Here is a 15,968-nt window from a genome sequence, read left to right on the forward strand (position 1 = left end):
CCTCGTTATTAGTTACGTAATGGCTTTCCTTTTACAAGCATGTGCTGCATTCTTGCTTGTGATTTCATCTCACTTACTAAGCTAATAAATGCTTCACGTTCTACATCTAATAAATACTGCTCATCAACTTCTGTTCCGTACGGCACTTTTCCGCCCGCAATGACATATGCAAGTTTCTTCGCAATGTGAAGATCATGTTCAGAAATGTAACCTGATAAATGCATTGCTTCTGCACCAAGTACAAGAGTTGCATATCCTGTTTCACCAACAACTGGTATCTTTTTACGGATAGGTGCTTTATAACCCGCTTCATATAAAGAAAGTGCTTTTTGTTTCGCATCATATAGTAAGTGATCACCATTCACACTAATACCGTCTTTATCGCCTAAGAAGTTGTTCGATACAGCTTCTTGTGCTGATGTAGAAACTTTCGCCATCGCTACAGATTCAAATACTTTATTCGCAACTTTTTGCAGATCAAACTCTACACCGTTTGGCATTTTATTTAAGTGTTTAATGTATAGCTCTTTATTACCGCCTCCGCCAGGGATTAAGCCAACACCTACTTCTACTAAGCCCATATAAGTCTCACTAGAAGCTTGAATGCTAGCAGCTGGTAAGCAAACTTCCGTACCGCCGCCAAGCGTCATACCATATGGTGCTGCTACGACTGGCTTAGAAGAGTACTTAATTTTCGTCATTGCATCTTGGAAGTTTTTTACAACCCACTCAATTTCGAAGTAGTTGTCGTCTTGTGCTTCCATTAAGATCATTGCAAGGTTCGCACCAACGCAGAAGTTCTTCGATTGGTTTCCGATAACAAGACCTTTATAATTCTTCTCTACTTCATCAACAGCGTAGTTAATCATTTGCGTAATATCCATACCGATTGCATTGCTCTTCGAATGGAATTCTAAGCAAAGGATGCCGTCACCTAAATCAATTAAGCTCGCTCCGCTATTTTTCTTTAATACGCCATTTTTCGCTTTTAATTGCTTAAGGGAAATTGCCTTTTTATTACGTTCGATTAGCTTATATTCGCCATTATCGTAATAGTAGCTATCTCCGTTATCATGTTTGTAGAAAGTAGTGAAACCTTTCTCTAACATTTCTTTCACCCAAGTCGGAACAACTGCACCGTTTTCTTCCATCTTTTGAACGGACTTTTCAACGCCAATTGCATCCCAAACTTCAAATGGTCCTTGCTCCCAGCCGAAGCCCCACTTCATCGCTTGGTCAATTGCAACGATATCGTCAGCAATTTCTTTATGAAGTTTTGCAGAGTATAAAAGAGTCGGTGTAATGATGTTCCATAACAACTCTCCTGCGCGGTCTTTCGCGTATACAAGCGCTTTCAATTTATTCGATAAACCTTTTTCTTGTTTACTTAACTCGATAGATGCAGCTTTTAATTTTTTGCGAGCTTCGTATTCCATCGTTTCAGGATTTAGTTCTAAAATTTCTTTTCCTTGTTTTAAGAAGAAGCCTTGACCTGTTTTGCTTCCAAGCCATTTTTTATCAAGCATGTCATGCATAAAAGCTGGTACTTTAAATACATCACGCTCTTCTTCTTGTACGTTTTCATATACGTTATTTGCAACGTGTACGAATGTATCTAAACCAACAACATCTAATGTACGGAACGTTGCGCTCTTCGGACGACCAATAAGTGGGCCTGTTACAGAATCAACTTCCCCAATGCTATAGCCGCGTTTTACCATCTCTTGAAGAGTTACAAGTAAACCGTACGTACCGATGCGGTTTCCAATAAAGTTTGGTGTGTCTTTTGCGATAACAACGCCTTTTCCAAGAACGTCTTCGCCAAATAGTTTCATGAAGCTTAATACTTGCGGATCAGTTTCTTTCGTCGGTATTACCTCTAGAAGTTTTAAATATCGTGGTGGGTTAAAAAAGTGTGTGCCTAAGAAGTGTTTCTGGAAGCCGTCTGAACGACCTTCTGCCATTTTTTCAACTGAAATGCCTGACGTATTCGAGCTTACAATAGAACCCGGTTTACGAACAGCATCTACTTTTTCAAATAGTTTCTTTTTAATATCTAAGTTCTCAACTACTACTTCAATAATCCAATCTACATCAGCTAGACGCTCAAGATCATCTTCTAAGTTACCTGCTTCAATCAGTGCTAAATTTCCTTTCACTGTCAGAGGAGCTGGTTTTTGCTTTAATAGTTTTTGCACAGCCGTATTACTAAAACGATTTCTCACACTTTTATGTTCTAATGTAAGTCCCTTCGCTTCTTCTTCTTTCGTAAGCGCAGGTGGTACAATATCAAGCAATAATGTCGGAATACCAATATTAGCTAAGTGTGCCGCAATTCCTGAACCCATTACGCCTGAACCTAGAACAGCAGCCTTTTTAATTTGGAACATCCATTTCTCCCCCTATTCTTGAATGAATGCTCATTCAATTTTTCGACATAAGTCGCAATCAATGAGTGAGCCTCTACTAATAAATATATGATACAGTTTGAATTTTCGCAATATATTTATTGATAAAATTTTCTGAAATAAATATATTTCTTTCATTTGGCTATGCTATACATGTGTATTTTCTTCATTAAAATGCACTTTTCCTTTTTATAATCTGACGAAACTGGAGGAATATATATGGCAAAACTTAAGAAGGACCCTTCAAAAGCTGGAATTAGCGCAGCAAGCGTAACTGGAAATGCAGGCCCGCATAATCAAGGTGTTGAAAAAGGGCGTCAAGGTAATAACCAACAATATAAGAAGCATAATATGGGCGAAAAATAACGCTATATTTTTGGGCAGAGAACGTGGCATAATGATTAATGGCTGCTTTTTCTGCCCAATTTATTTGGAACAAAAGAGGGAATTATAATGAAACGAACAATGGTTATGATTGTAATGATTGCTACACTATTTACAGGGATGATTTTCTTCTCTTATGCTCACAGACAACAAGCCGTAAGAGCGGATCAACCTAGTATTACTGGGCAATTTGGAATTACAATCGATGCAGACACAGGTGAAATTTTGTATGGAAAACGCGAGGATGAGCGCTCTTATCCGGCTAGTATAGCCAAAATGATGACAACTCTTCTCTTACTTGAGAATGTTAAAGAAGATGAAGAAATTACAGTTACAGAAAACGCAATAAAAACAGAAAGCCAAAGTAAGAAGATTAAGCTTCGCGCTGGTGAAAAATTAAAACGTGATGAGGCATTAAAACTTATGCTTATCATTAGTGCAGACCCAATCGCTGAGTCAATTGCAGAACATATCGCAGGATCAAAAAATGAGTTTGTGAAAATGATGAATGCTAGGGCGAAGGAACTTGGGACAAAACATGCGACTTTCAAAAACGCAAGCGGTGCTGATGCACTTGGAAATAAAGTATCACCATATGACATTGCTATTATTACGAAAGAAGCATTAAAGTATCCAATTGTTTTAGATTATATGAATTCAACACATACTACTCTACATACTTCAGAGCGCTCTCCAAAAATTGCAAACTATGGACGAGAAGAACTATATGACGATCCATATGCGATTGGAAGTAAAAGTGGTTTATCAGCACTCGGAAAATACACAGTCGTAACAGTTGATAAAAAAGACGGTAAACGCGTCATTAACGTCGTGTTATCTTCTACTCGTACGCAGCTATACCCTGACACGAAGAAAATGGCGCACTACGCATTTCAGCAATTAAAATAACCAAGGAGTATTTTCTCCTTGGTTATTTTTTAACCATACCTTTTAATACGAACGCAACGTTTGCTGGACGCTCTGCTAGACGGCGCATGAAATAGCCATACCAGTCGTTTCCATAAGGCACGTAAACACGCATTTTGTAGCCTTCTTTTACTAGCTCAAGTTGACGCTCATTACGAATACCATATAACATTTGGAATTCAAATTGATCCCTTGGAATATTGTGTTCTTCGGCAAATTTTTTCGTATATTCAATAATCGCTTCGTCATGTGAAGCAATTGCAGTATAATTTCCATTTAATAAGTGCATTTTAATAATTTTTTTATAATTGTCATCTACATCTTTCTTGTCCGGGAACGCTACTTCTTCAGGTTCCTTATAAGCCCCTTTTACAAGACGTAAATTAGGATTATAAGCATTTAAATCTTCCATATCTTTTTCTGTACGATAAAGGTAAGCTTGAATAACTGTACCAATATTATCGTATTCAGATTTTAACTGTTTAAAGATATCAATTGTCTTCCCGCAGCGTGTATAGTCTTCCATATCAATTGTAACAAACACACCATTTTCTTTTGCAGCTTCTAAAATACGGCGCATGTTGTTCATTACGATTTCATCAGAGATATCTAATCCCATAGAAGTCATCTTTAAAGAAAGTTGTGAATCAAGACCTTCTCTTCCAATTGCACGGATCGCTTCAATCGATTGGGTAGCCATTTCATTTGCTTCTGCTTCATTATCAACGAATTCACCTAAATAATCGATTGTTACACAAAGCCCTTGCTTATTTAATGATTTAATTGCAGCTGTCGCTAATTCAATCGTCTCCCCTGCGACAAAGCGACCCGCGCCAAAGCGTAAACCGTACTTTTTAGCCAGTTTTGTTAGCGCTTTATTTTTTGATAAAAAAAGAAACGAATTGCGCATTAATTGTTCCATGTAATTCACCCCTATGACTGTTCTTTATCTGTTTTTTACCCCTCTTCAAAATTATATCACTGTTTAAAATTATTTGATACAAATAATTATTTAGATAATTTATAAAATACTATAAAAATATTTAAAACCCCATATTCTCGCTTACAAATATGCCGGAAATATTTTTCGACATTTATAAAAAACGGGTTTACTAGGCAAAAAATAAGCATGTCGAAAATATTCGACATGCTTATAAAACCCTTTATATTCCATGTAAATTATATGAGGATATTAATGTAGAAAACTTAAGGTAACATTGTCTCAAGCTTTTTTACTTCTCATTTCGCTTCTCATCATTCAACTTTTTAATATTCGTAATTAACTGCACCATCTCTTCCTTTGCATCTGGATAAGTCTCATTCCAATGTTTCACTAAAGCTGGCATCGTCTTAGCCATATAAGAATAAAGCGCCCATTTTTGCACCTGCTCTTTTCGCTCTTCGTTGCTCTCTCCAAGCAATAGCTCCGTGTATTTCTCTAGTAATCCATCAAATTGCTCGTTAAACTTTTCACTCATCTTATTTCCTCCTATATGAAAAAAGCAGCGAAGATCGCTGCTTTTTCTTATAATTTTGATCGAACAGAGTTTAATTTCTTCTCCATTGTGCTTACTTTATCACGGCGATCATCGATACGAATTGTTGTTGCAACACGTTGTGCACCTTTCGTATATGGAACTTCATGCATTTGTTGAATTACTTCTAGAATGACAGGAAGATCTCCTTCAATAACCGTATTCATCGGTGTTAATTGATACTTCACGCGATCTGCATTTTTCTCTAGCACCTTTTGTACTTCTGCTACATATTCACTAACACTTGGATTACCTGTTCCTACTGGAATAATCGATACGTCAACAATTGCCATAGTAGTCTTCCTCCTATTAAATCGCTTCTTATATATCCATTATCTATTTTACCAAAATTTTTATCATTTTAATAATTTGTTATTCGTCTACTTTAAACTGCTCAACCAATCTTTCTAAGTCCTGCATATTCTCTGTCAAACTTTCCATTGTATGACCCACTTTTTCTAAATGATTAACTTGTGACTCAGTCGCTGCATTAACCTCTTCAGAAACAGCTGCACTCTCTTGGCTTGTACTAGCAATTGTTTGCATAACTTCTGTAATTTCTTCTTGCTCATGACCTATATTTTGCACTTCCGCTACAATCTTTTCGACTGAAGTACTAATTGTGCTTACAACTGACATAATTGTACGGAATTCTGCCTCTGCCTCCGTCGTAACTTTATTTTGTACATCTGCAATATCTTTTAATTTACTTACAACTTCTACAACTCCTTTTACCTCTACTTGTACATCGCCAATCATCGTTGCGATTTCTCCTGTTGCCTCTTTTGATTGTTCCGCTAACTTTCGAACTTCTTCAGCAACAACAGCAAAGCCCTTACCTTGCTCACCTGCACGTGCTGCTTCAATCGAAGCGTTTAAAGCTAGTAAATTCGTTTGATCCGAAATACCCTTTATAAGCTCTACAACATTTTGAATGGATCCAACTCTTTTCTCTAACTTACTGGATGCTTCTTCCGTATGAACAACGATAGAAGATGATTGTGCTCTTGTACGAACTAAATTCCGCATCGTATTTAATCCTTGCTTAGACGCTTCTTCCGCCTTGCCAGTCACTCCCTTTATTTCACCAACGGAACCATTCATTTCTTCCATCGATTGCGCCATATTTTCAAGTTGCGCTGAAACCTTATCTACAACTATTAGCAAGAGTAGACGCACCTCCGCTCACATCATCCATTGCACCTGAAACTTCTCTACTAGCTGCTACAGTTTCATTCGTTAAATAATGCAGATTGTGAGTCGATTGCTGTACTGTCGATACACTATTTTTAATTTCACTTACCATTTCATTCATTTGCTCAACCATATGATTAAAGTGAGTCGTAAGCGTACCAACCTCATCTTTACTTGTCACCTTCATTTGGAGTGTTAAATCACCTTCCGCTACTTTTTGAACGTGATTTGTTAATAGTTGTAATGGTCTTGCTAATCTTCTTGAGAATATATATGACGCAACTATTCCAATTAATAAACTTATACACGCCATTAAAATAACCGTATTTCTTGTTTCTACAAATAAATTATCAATTTCCTCTTTCGGATATACAATCCCTACCTTCCAGTTCATCTTATTAAAGGTTTGACTATACGCAACTACATCATTCTTATCTAGTGTCGTTACTGCAAATCTCGTTTCACCTTTATTTAAACTTTTCACAAGTGGTTCTTTCGAAACATCTTTCCCAACTTTCCCCGGATATACAAGGGCAATATTTTTATCATTTACAATAAACATTTCCCCGCCATTGTTATATTGAATATTATGGAGTAGTTTTTGAAGTGTCCCTAGCGATACGTCCATTGCCATAACTCCTAATACTGAGCCATCTTGACCAACAATAGCCTTTGAAACTCCGATACTTAGCTTGCCTGTCGCAACTTCATAATGTGTTTGTCCCCAAATAATAGAATTCGTATCTGCTTCTGCCGCTTTATACCAAGGGCGACTCGTCGGATCATATCCTTCTGGAACCGTCCCACCATCTGCAATATTTGCACTTAATGTCTTTTTATCTTTCGTCCCAATATATACGTCTAAAATATCGGGGTGGGATTTTTTAAAATAGGAAAACTCCTTTAATATAGAACTTTCTTCTTCTGGTGTAACTCCATCTTGTAACATATTTTGAATGCTATAATGGCTCCCATAATACCCCATGCCCTCTTCAATTTGCTGCATAAATGCATTTAATTGCTCTGTCACAAGGTCCATCGTATTTTTAGAATACTGGTCTAAGGAGTGCGTTTCTTTTTCTTTTTGTAATTGATACACAGCTGTACCTAATATTACAAACATCATAGAAATAAGCACCGAAAATACTACTGCAATTTTTAAACTTAAACTTCTCAACATCTTCCCTCAAGCATCTCCTTCTCGATGAATTTAAATTCTATTAATCACTATATTAAGTATAATAGATAAATATAAAAGCTCAATCTATATAGTATAAAAAATTAAAATTTATTCTCATTTCAATCAACTTAGTTATTATCTCAACACTTGTGCAAAAACAAATAGTTCATTATCCTTAACATATAATCTCATTCGTTCGGAGGGAACTATGCTACAAAAATTCGGTTTCTCACAATATGAAAGCCAGGCCTATGAAGTTGTCGTATCAAGCAACGAACCATTAGATGCAACAACTATCGTTAAACATTCAGGTGTTCCAAAAGCAAAAATATACGAAGTGTTAGCACGCCTCATTGATAAAGGGATGGTAATGGATTCTGTTTCAGAAAAGAAAAAGTTGTATACAGCATTACCACTCAAGCTAGCAATTGAAAAATTAACGACAGAATTCCAATCTAATATTAAAGAACTTGAAAATAATATTTCTAAAAAGTCATTTACAGATGACCGCGTTTGGAGCTTAAAAATGCAGTCTTCTATTAAAGTACAAAGTAGGCAACTTATAGAAGATGCAAAAGAATCTATACGCATATCCGCATGGAACGATACCCTTTTAGAATATCTTCCTTTACTAGAACAACAAGCAAACCAAGGCGTCCAAATCGAGTCCCTCATCGTCGGGAAAGTAGAAACAAATTTAGAAAACATGCATTTTCTAATCCCAGCTGAAGAACCTAACGCATTAGAGCGCTACTTACTACTCATCGTTGACGATCGTGAAATTTTATTTGCTGGTGTAGAGCAAGAATCATGGCAAGCGATGAAAACAATGTCACAGCCTTTCGTAAAGTTCTTTACAGAATTTTTCTATCACGACGTTGCACTTGCAAAGATTACCCAGAAACACCATAATCTCTTTATGGAAGATGAGGAAATTAAGAGCTTGTTGATGAAGTTGAGATACTAAAAAAAAAAACGCCTCTATTTCAAGGCGTTTTTTTCTACATTTCTTTTCTATTTTTCATCCTTAACACATAAGCACCAGCAATAATAAAACCAATTCCTAAAACGAATAAAGACGTAAATTCATTACCGACGCCGCCAGTAGCTGGTAAACGAACTTCATTATGAATATTAGGTTGTTTTACCGGCTTCACATCAGTGGAAGGTTTCACTTCTCCACTCGGTGTTGGCTTATTTGGCTTAGAAGGAAGTGATGCCTTTTCTTCTTTCTTATTTTTCACAATATGTTTAATAATTTCTCCATTCTCTTTTATTTCAAATGCGAATGTCTCTTCATTTATTACATATCCATTCGGTGCTAATTTTTCTTTATACGTGTACTTTCCGTATGGTAGTTTGAATTTCGCTATACCTTGCTCATTTGTTTTTCCTTTTACTACTTCTTTTCCTTGTTCGTTATAAATTGTAAACTCTGCATTTGGCAGTTTCGTATTTCCATCCGCTACATCTACTTTCGTTATTTCTAACTCGCCTTCTACCTTCTTATCTTGGACAATATGTTTAATAATTTCTCCACTCTCTTTTATTTCAAATGCGAATGTCTCTTCATTTATTACATATCCATTCGGTGCTAATTTTTCTTTATACGTGTACTTTCCGTATGGTAGTTTGAATTTCGCTATACCTTGCTCATTTGTTTTTCCTTTTACTACTTCTTTTCCTTGTTCGTTATAAATTGTAAACTCTGCATTTGGCAGTTTCGTATTTCCATCCGCTACATCTACTTTCGTTATTTCTAATTCACCTTTTATATTTTCATTTTTCAACTCTAATACAGCAGTTTCACCAGTTTTCACTTCAATTTTTTAACACTTCCGTCTAACACATATCCAGCTGGTGCTTGAATTTCTTTGACGCTATATATACCGATTGGAAGATTACCTAGCTCCGCAATCCCCTTATCATTTGTAGTAACATTTTGTTTAAAGTTTTCATTAGAGACTTCAAACACAGCTCCTTTTAATAATTCCTTTTTTTCTCCTAATTTCATAATCTTTAAAGAGCCTACTGATTCCCAATTTACAGCTAAATCTGTACTGATTTTCTCACTATTTCTTTGTAACAATACCGTTGTATTTTGAACTTTTCCCGAGCCTTTAAAAGCTATTGCTTGTAAATTTGTTAAAGTAGACTTCACTTTCATTTTAAAATTTCCACTACTCGTATCTTTCGGGATTAATATTTTAAATTTTTCGTTAATTGGTAATGTACTTTTCTCTTCTCCATTTTCATTTACAATTCGAAGTCCTTTAGGAGCATTTTCAGGAAGAATTGTATAAGAGCCAGAAACCGCATTTGTTTGCACTGCATAAAATCCTGTTTCTAAATAATCACCTTTTTGTGTAGCAGTTTGTGGATCTACAGGATTAACTTTTTCATAAGATTATGTACTCGTTCATTTTTTGCAACTAAATCTTCTTCCGTTAATTCATTTGCTGCAATCCATACTGCTAATTGTGTCGCATAATGCGCTTCTTCTACTGTCGCTACACCTAATTCAGATGGGCTTTTTTGAGGATATCCATTTAATAAAACACGGTATACAGCATCAGATGTTTTCCCCATTTCAGGCAAATCATCCCCATTGTGAGAACGTAAATCAGGCGTTAAACAATACGCAATACTACCCGAAGCCGTTTTAATTATCTCTGTCTTTATTTCACGATGTTTCGAATTACTATAGCTCCAATCCATTTTATATGTTTCTCTGTTCATTACTTCTGCCTTCACTTGTGGCATTGCAATTCCTAATAAAATAATAAGAGCACTTAAAAAACTAAACCATTTCCCTACCATCTTTCGTTTCATTCTCTCCACCACCATATACAAATTTCCACATGAAGCAATCTTACTGTTTCATTGTACTTATAGTGAAAAAAAGAGAATAGGTGGTTTTTTTGTAGTATCTTGTCGAATTGTTGAGAAATTTAAATGGATAAACTGCGAATTTTGAATTTCTCATTCTCATTCTCATTTGACTATTGATAAATAAAGATAATTTGTGCTCAGCCCTTTAAACATAATAAAAGGCACTTTCAAAAGTACCTTTCAAATTTGCTAAAATTATTTTTCTTTATATCCGTATATAATTATTTTCAAAATAACTACTATTACTTATTCTTCTCCTTTATCTCCATCAACAGTTCAATAATTTTCTCATTTTGCTCCACTTGTTTCTCTGAATTTTGATAGATGAAACGAACCCATCTAAATATAAAAATTACAAGAAAGAATGGTATGATCGTAAATAGAAAACCAATTATTGAAAAATTTGAATACATGTACTATCACCTCGCTATATACACCCTTCTCTCCGCTCCTGCTAAACCCTTCAATTTTTTCAAAATAAAAAGAACCTATCAAACGATAGATTCTTCTTTCGCAAACTGATTCGAGCGTCCTCTCGTAATTGAGAAAATCGCACAAAACAGCGCCAATATAATAAAACCGCCGCCTACCCAAGCGTTATATATAACAGATGATTTCTCAATAACAACTCCGCCCACTGTTGAACCGAGCGCAATCCCTAAATGAAGTGCAGAGTTATTTAAACCTTGCTGAATACCAGCTGATTCTGGTGCAATTTCAATTAAATAGTTTTGCTGTGCTGGCGAAATCGCCCAGCTCAGCATACTCCAAAGTCCCATCATAATAATGAACAGCGGGAATGAGAATGTCATCATTGGCAATATGAAGATAGCACACGCAAATACGATAATAATTGAGATAATACTTTTCTTCGATCCCCATTTATCCGCAAGCCAGCCTCCAAGGCCGCCTCCAAGTACCGCTGCAATTCCGAAAATAAAGTAAAACACACTAATCCAGTTCGCTTCCACATGCATCACATCTTTTAAAAATGGTGTTAAGTATGCATACAGTGTTAAATGACCTGTTAAAAATAAAAATGATGTTAACTGTGCACTCACAATTTTTTTATCTTTTAACGTAGCGATTTGCTCTCTTATCGATAGCACTGATGTTGGTGGTACTTTCGTTAAGAATAATAAAATACAAGCAATCGCCATAACCGTTAACATTGAAATTAACACAAATGGCGTACGCCATCCATATGCATTTCCTAGCACAAGACCTAGCGGTACTCCAAGTACGAGTGATCCACTAATCCCCATGAAAATGATTCCAATCGCACGCGCACGAAAATGCGGCTCTACTACACTAGAAGCAAGTGTTACCGATAGTGCAATAATAAGCGATCCACTCGCTGCACAAATTACCCTTGAGAACATTAACATCCCGTAATTCATACTAAATGCCGAAACGATATTTCCAATTAAGAAAATTGATAATGCCACAACATACAATTTCTTTCTTTCAAACTTGCCTGTTAATGCTAATAAAACTGGACCTGATAGAGCGAATACTACTGAAAATATTGTAATAAGCTGACCAGCTGCACTAATCGACACACCTAAATCATTGGCAACTAAATCAAGCGTTCCTCCTATAATTAGCTCAACCGTTCCGACTACGAAAGCCGCAATAGCTAAAATATATACACGAAAATTCAAGTCTTTCCCCACACTTTCCATTTTGGTTACTACGACTATAGTAACTAAAACGGAAAGTGTAAGCAAGTACAATTTTTTTACAGTAAAAAAGGGTAGGCGTATTATACGCCTACCCTTCAATCATTACACTTCAGTTTTGTTCCTCTTATTTAAATACCAATACACCGGAAGTCCAGTAAATACCATTCCAATCGATAAGAAACAACTTACCGGATCGTTAATAATCGCACTTCCAAGTACAAACGATGACCCTAAAATTGCAACGATTGGTACAATCGGGAATAACGGTACACTATATGCACGCTCTTTATCCTTGTTACGTCTTCTTAAAATGAAGACACCAATAAACGTCATTACGTAGAAAATATAAATAATGAATACGGAAATCTCAGATAGCTTATTCGGATCACTAATAAGCATTAAAATAATTCCTAATATGATTTCAACAGTAATCGCATTCGCTGGTGTTTTAAATCTTGGGCTTTCCTTTGCAATAAACTTAGAAAACGGAAGGTGTCCACGCTCTGCCATCGACATCGGAATACGTGGGAATGTTAAGATCTTTCCATTTAAACAGCCGAAAATAGAAATGATAATACCGATACTAATAATTTTCCCGCCATATTCTCCAAGTAACATGCCCGCAGCTGTCGCTGTTGCATTTTCTCCAAGATCTACAATTTTCGCTGCTGGTAATACATTTAATAACGCTAAGTTAATTAATACGTAAGCAGCTGTTACAATTAAAATCCCAACTGTCATTGCCTTCGGTAATAATTTTGTTGGGTTCTTCATTTCTCCGCCAATAGAAGCGAGTAAAATCCAACCATCATAAGCAAATAAAGTTGCCAAAATTGCCATCCCGATACTTTGATTTTCTGATATCGGTACAACTACGTTGAAGATATCACTATTCCCTTTCCAAAACCCTAACACAACAATTAATATAATTGGAATCATCTTCCCAACTGTCGTAACGGTTTGAACGATGCCTCCATATTTTGTTCCCATACTATTTATAACGCCTAGGAACACAACTGTTCCAATTGCAATTGGTAAATTCCAGACTTTATCTAAATAGAAAAAATTAATCATTAAAGAACTAAAGTACAAACCTAACGTTCCAATAATAGCTGGACCATATACAATCGTTTGCATCCAGCCAGATAAATACCCCCAAAAGCTTCCGTAAATCTCCTCTAAATACGTATACAACCCACCATTTTTCGGAATCTGCGCTCCAATTTCGGCTACTGTTAAACCACTTGCTAACGTCAACAGACCACCAATTATCCAAGCCCAAATAGCCATATTAGAACTCCCTGAGTAATCTAATACGCTCCCTGGTTTCATAAACACACCAGACCCAATAATAGTTCCTACTACGATAGAAAGTGCCACTGTTAAACCAATTTTGTTTTTCTCATCATGATGCATGCTGCGTATCCTCCTTCCAATTCTAGTGTGATGCAAAAATGAAATAAAAAAACACTCCTCCCTAAAAAAGGGACGAGTGTTGTATTCGTGGTTCCACCCTTGTTTCAATTCGCAAAGTGACACACTTCACCAATTTCTCAAGTATAAATAACGGTTTTTGCCGGCAAGCAATTACTAGATATCCGTTCACTGCTGCAGTTCAGAGGGGGTAATCGATTTTCCCGTATTAGGAAGCTCACAGCCAAAGGCTTCCCTCTCTGAGAATCGTAAAAAATTGATCATGTCCTCATCATCACTTCTTGATGTCGAATTTTGTAGTTATTTCCCATTATATTGAATTGTTAGAAAAAATCAATATATTTTTTATATAACATAAGAAATATTTCTCTTCTTATATTATAACAGAAGCTGCTTTATTTCTCTAAACTCCTCTTCCACGAACGCCATAAGATCGTAAATGAAATTATATCGATAATTCGACAAAAAGGACAACGATAGCACGCACTCTAAATACTAAAAGGAGGCTGTTCCAAAGACAGCCTCCTCGCATACGTACCTTTCGGTTGCCCACACGAAAGATACGACATAGTTCAATTATTTATCTTCTTTTTTCATAAAAAACTTATGGTGCGGTAAATCAACATTCAATTCCTCTAATTGTTTCTTTTCATTTTCTAAAATTGCTTTCGCTTTTTCTTTTGTTGCCTCATCTAATCCAGTAAAGATGTCTTCATGCTTCTCTTTCTCTGGAAGTTTTACACCTAGCTTTGTTAATTCTTCTTTTGCTTGCTCATGTGTTAATTTCCCTGACTTTTCTTGTTCAAAAATAGTCTTTGCTTTTTCTTTCGCCTGATCATCTAAGTCAGCAAGCATATCTTTACGCTTACCCTTCTCTGGAAGATTTACTCCCAACTCTTTCAATTTCTCTTTCACTTGCTCACGTGTTAATGTTCCGGACTTTTCTTGTTCTAAAATCGACTTCGCTTTTTCTTTCGTCGCTTCATCTAGGTTCGCGAACATTTCCTTATGCTTACCCTTCTCTGGGAATTTCACACCTAGTTTTGTTAATTCCTCTTTTGCTTGCTCACGTGTTAATTTCCCAGATTTCTCTTGCTCTAAAATCGATTTCGCTTTTTCTTTCGCCTGATCATCTAATCCCGCAAACATATCTTTACGTTTTTCTTTCTCTGGAAGCTTTACACCTAGCTCCTCTAACTGTTTCTTTGTATCATCCATAATCGTTTTTACTTTTTGTTTTGTAGCGTCATCTAAATCCTTCTTCGCCGTTTTTGTAGGTTGCTCAGCCGCCGGAGTATTCGTTGCCGCAAATGCTGGTATACCCACTCCTCCTATAATTCCAAATGATAAAGCACCTGCAATTGCTAAATACCCAACTGTTTTCTTCTTCATAGGAAATTTCCTCCTTCATATTTCTAAAGCATGTACACTTTCGTATACAATGCCAATAGTAATGTTGGTTTCTTAAAATTTCCTTAACGATGTAAATAAAAAACACCGCTCATCATGAGCGGTGTTTCTCTATGCATTTTGTAATTGTACTTCTTCACGTTCCATTACTTTTCTTAGCACAATTGTTTGTGTCATTGTAAATAAATTACCTGTAATCCAATACAGCACAAGTCCTGATGGCGCCGCAAATCCCATAAATAGAATCATTGCAGGCATCATAATTTGCTGTATTTTTAGCATCTGTACTTGCTCTCCAGGCGTTATATTTGATTGGAACACCTTCATTTGAATAAATGTTGTTAACGCTGCGATAATCGGTAATATATGATATGGATCTGCATGTCCTAGGTTCACCCATAAAAATGAAGATGTACGAATCTCTTCAGTTCGGCTAATCGCATAATACAAAGCAGAGAAAATCGGCATTTGTATAAAGATTGGCCAGCACCCAGCTAACGGATTCCAACCGCCTGATTTCATTAGTTCTGACATTTCTTTTTGATACTGTTTTTGTTTTTCAAGATCTTTACTCACATCACCGTGTTTCTTTTTCAGCTTCTGTAATTCAGGTTGCATCTTTTTCATTTTCATTTGACTGCGATATTGCGAAACAGCTAATGGAATCATCGCTGAACGAACAACTAGCGTAATAACAATGATAGCAATCCCGAAACTTCCACCAGGTATATGATGAGCAACAAATTGAATCATAAACGAGATTGGATATACGAAATAATGGTTCCAAATTCCCGTACTATGTGAATCGATTGTGCCTGCATTACTGCAGCCGGATAAAACAAAAACAAGTAATAATGATAAACTAATGAGCGCAGCTCGGTATGATTTTAACATGTTCATTCCTCCAATGTTTCGTAAT

Annotated in this window: 11 protein-coding genes, 2 pseudogenes and 1 other annotated feature; of the genes and pseudogenes, 3 read left to right on the forward strand and 10 right to left on the reverse strand. The window is 36.2% G+C overall.

The window, feature by feature from the left end; translation table 11 throughout:
* Positions 1 to 8: 8 nt before the first annotated feature.
* The gene (locus MRBLBA3_RS03730) at positions 9 to 2,390 is read right to left on the reverse strand and encodes a 3-hydroxyacyl-CoA dehydrogenase/enoyl-CoA hydratase family protein (protein WP_363379799.1); all 2,382 of its coding nucleotides are present in this window, start codon (positions 2,388 to 2,390) and stop codon (positions 9 to 11) included.
* Positions 2,391 to 2,627: 237 nt separating this feature from the next.
* Here MRBLBA3_RS03730 and MRBLBA3_RS03735 point away from each other — a divergent pair, with 237 nt between their 5' ends.
* Complete coding sequence (locus tag MRBLBA3_RS03735) at positions 2,628 to 2,774, forward strand: YuzL family protein (protein ID WP_363379801.1); 147 nt, start codon at positions 2,628 to 2,630, stop codon at positions 2,772 to 2,774.
* Between the two features lie 87 nt (positions 2,775 to 2,861).
* A complete protein-coding gene (locus tag MRBLBA3_RS03740; protein ID WP_000831720.1) occupies positions 2,862 to 3,701 on the forward strand; it encodes a D-alanyl-D-alanine carboxypeptidase family protein in 840 nt (279 codons plus the stop codon).
* 22 nt (positions 3,702 to 3,723) lie between these two features.
* Here the strand turns inward: MRBLBA3_RS03740 and MRBLBA3_RS03745 are convergent, their stop codons facing one another.
* From MRBLBA3_RS03745 to MRBLBA3_RS03760, 4 genes and pseudogenes are all read right to left on the reverse strand, one after another.
* Positions 3,724 to 4,641, reverse strand: coding sequence for a proline dehydrogenase (locus MRBLBA3_RS03745; RefSeq protein WP_363379803.1), 918 nt, complete (start codon positions 4,639 to 4,641; stop codon positions 3,724 to 3,726).
* A gap of 310 nt (positions 4,642 to 4,951) precedes the next feature.
* Positions 4,952 to 5,197, reverse strand: coding sequence for a YusU family protein (locus tag MRBLBA3_RS03750; RefSeq protein WP_001290599.1), 246 nt, complete (start codon positions 5,195 to 5,197; stop codon positions 4,952 to 4,954).
* 47 nt (positions 5,198 to 5,244) lie between these two features.
* Complete coding sequence (locus tag MRBLBA3_RS03755) at positions 5,245 to 5,547, reverse strand: MTH1187 family thiamine-binding protein (RefSeq protein ID WP_001018862.1); 303 nt, start codon at positions 5,545 to 5,547, stop codon at positions 5,245 to 5,247.
* A 79-nt stretch (positions 5,548 to 5,626) separates the two neighbouring features.
* Positions 5,627 to 7,628, reverse strand: a pseudogene (locus MRBLBA3_RS03760) (methyl-accepting chemotaxis protein).
* Between the two features lie 208 nt (positions 7,629 to 7,836).
* Here MRBLBA3_RS03760 and MRBLBA3_RS03765 point away from each other — a divergent pair.
* Positions 7,837 to 8,595, forward strand: a complete 759-nt coding sequence (locus MRBLBA3_RS03765) for a TrmB family transcriptional regulator (RefSeq protein ID WP_363379806.1) — start codon at positions 7,837 to 7,839, stop codon at positions 8,593 to 8,595.
* Positions 8,596 to 8,629: 34 nt separating this feature from the next.
* Here the strand turns inward: MRBLBA3_RS03765 and MRBLBA3_RS03770 are convergent.
* From MRBLBA3_RS03770 to MRBLBA3_RS03790, 5 genes and pseudogenes are all read right to left on the reverse strand, one after another.
* Positions 8,630 to 10,460: pseudogene (locus MRBLBA3_RS03770) on the reverse strand (SpaA isopeptide-forming pilin-related protein).
* Between the two features lie 551 nt (positions 10,461 to 11,011).
* On the reverse strand, positions 11,012 to 12,256 hold the full coding sequence (locus MRBLBA3_RS03775) for an MFS transporter (RefSeq protein ID WP_414645933.1): 1,245 nt from the start codon (positions 12,254 to 12,256) through the stop codon (positions 11,012 to 11,014).
* A gap of 51 nt (positions 12,257 to 12,307) precedes the next feature.
* Positions 12,308 to 13,621 carry an APC family permease gene (locus tag MRBLBA3_RS03780; RefSeq protein WP_363379810.1) on the reverse strand — a complete coding sequence of 438 codons (1,314 nt, stop codon included), beginning with the start codon at positions 13,619 to 13,621 and terminating at the stop codon, positions 12,308 to 12,310.
* A 65-nt stretch (positions 13,622 to 13,686) separates the two neighbouring features.
* Positions 13,687 to 13,923 (reverse strand) — a binding site (T-box leader).
* A gap of 292 nt (positions 13,924 to 14,215) precedes the next feature.
* Positions 14,216 to 15,031, reverse strand: a complete 816-nt coding sequence (locus MRBLBA3_RS03785) for a hypothetical protein (RefSeq protein WP_363379812.1) — start codon at positions 15,029 to 15,031, stop codon at positions 14,216 to 14,218.
* 129 nt (positions 15,032 to 15,160) lie between these two features.
* Positions 15,161 to 15,943 carry a membrane protein insertase YidC gene (locus MRBLBA3_RS03790; protein ID WP_000920515.1) on the reverse strand — a complete coding sequence of 261 codons (783 nt, stop codon included), beginning with the start codon at positions 15,941 to 15,943 and terminating at the stop codon, positions 15,161 to 15,163.
* Positions 15,944 to 15,968 lie beyond the last annotated feature (25 nt).

It is taken from the genome of Bacillus sp. LBA3-1-1.1 (genome assembly GCF_040676495.1).
GTDB classification, from domain to species: Bacteria; Bacillota; Bacilli; order Bacillales; family Bacillaceae_G; genus Bacillus_A; species Bacillus_A nitratireducens.

Coding starts and splice junctions, on each gene's coding strand:
- MRBLBA3_RS03780 (WP_363379810.1), bottom strand. CDS start 13,621: ATGCATCATGATGAGAAAAACAAAATTGGTTTAACAGTGGCACTTTCT.
- MRBLBA3_RS03730 (WP_363379799.1), bottom strand. CDS start 2,390: ATGTTCCAAATTAAAAAGGCTGCTGTTCTAGGTTCAGGCGTAATGGGT.
- MRBLBA3_RS03750 (WP_001290599.1), bottom strand. CDS start 5,197: ATGAGTGAAAAGTTTAACGAGCAATTTGATGGATTACTAGAGAAATAC.
- MRBLBA3_RS03790 (WP_000920515.1), bottom strand. CDS start 15,943: ATGTTAAAATCATACCGAGCTGCGCTCATTAGTTTATCATTATTACTT.
- MRBLBA3_RS03735 (WP_363379801.1), top strand. CDS start 2,628: ATGGCAAAACTTAAGAAGGACCCTTCAAAAGCTGGAATTAGCGCAGCA.
- MRBLBA3_RS03740 (WP_000831720.1), top strand. CDS start 2,862: ATGAAACGAACAATGGTTATGATTGTAATGATTGCTACACTATTTACA.
- MRBLBA3_RS03745 (WP_363379803.1), bottom strand. CDS start 4,641: ATGGAACAATTAATGCGCAATTCGTTTCTTTTTTTATCAAAAAATAAA.
- MRBLBA3_RS03755 (WP_001018862.1), bottom strand. CDS start 5,547: ATGGCAATTGTTGACGTATCGATTATTCCAGTAGGAACAGGTAATCCA.
- MRBLBA3_RS03765 (WP_363379806.1), top strand. CDS start 7,837: ATGCTACAAAAATTCGGTTTCTCACAATATGAAAGCCAGGCCTATGAA.
- MRBLBA3_RS03785 (WP_363379812.1), bottom strand. CDS start 15,031: ATGAAGAAGAAAACAGTTGGGTATTTAGCAATTGCAGGTGCTTTATCA.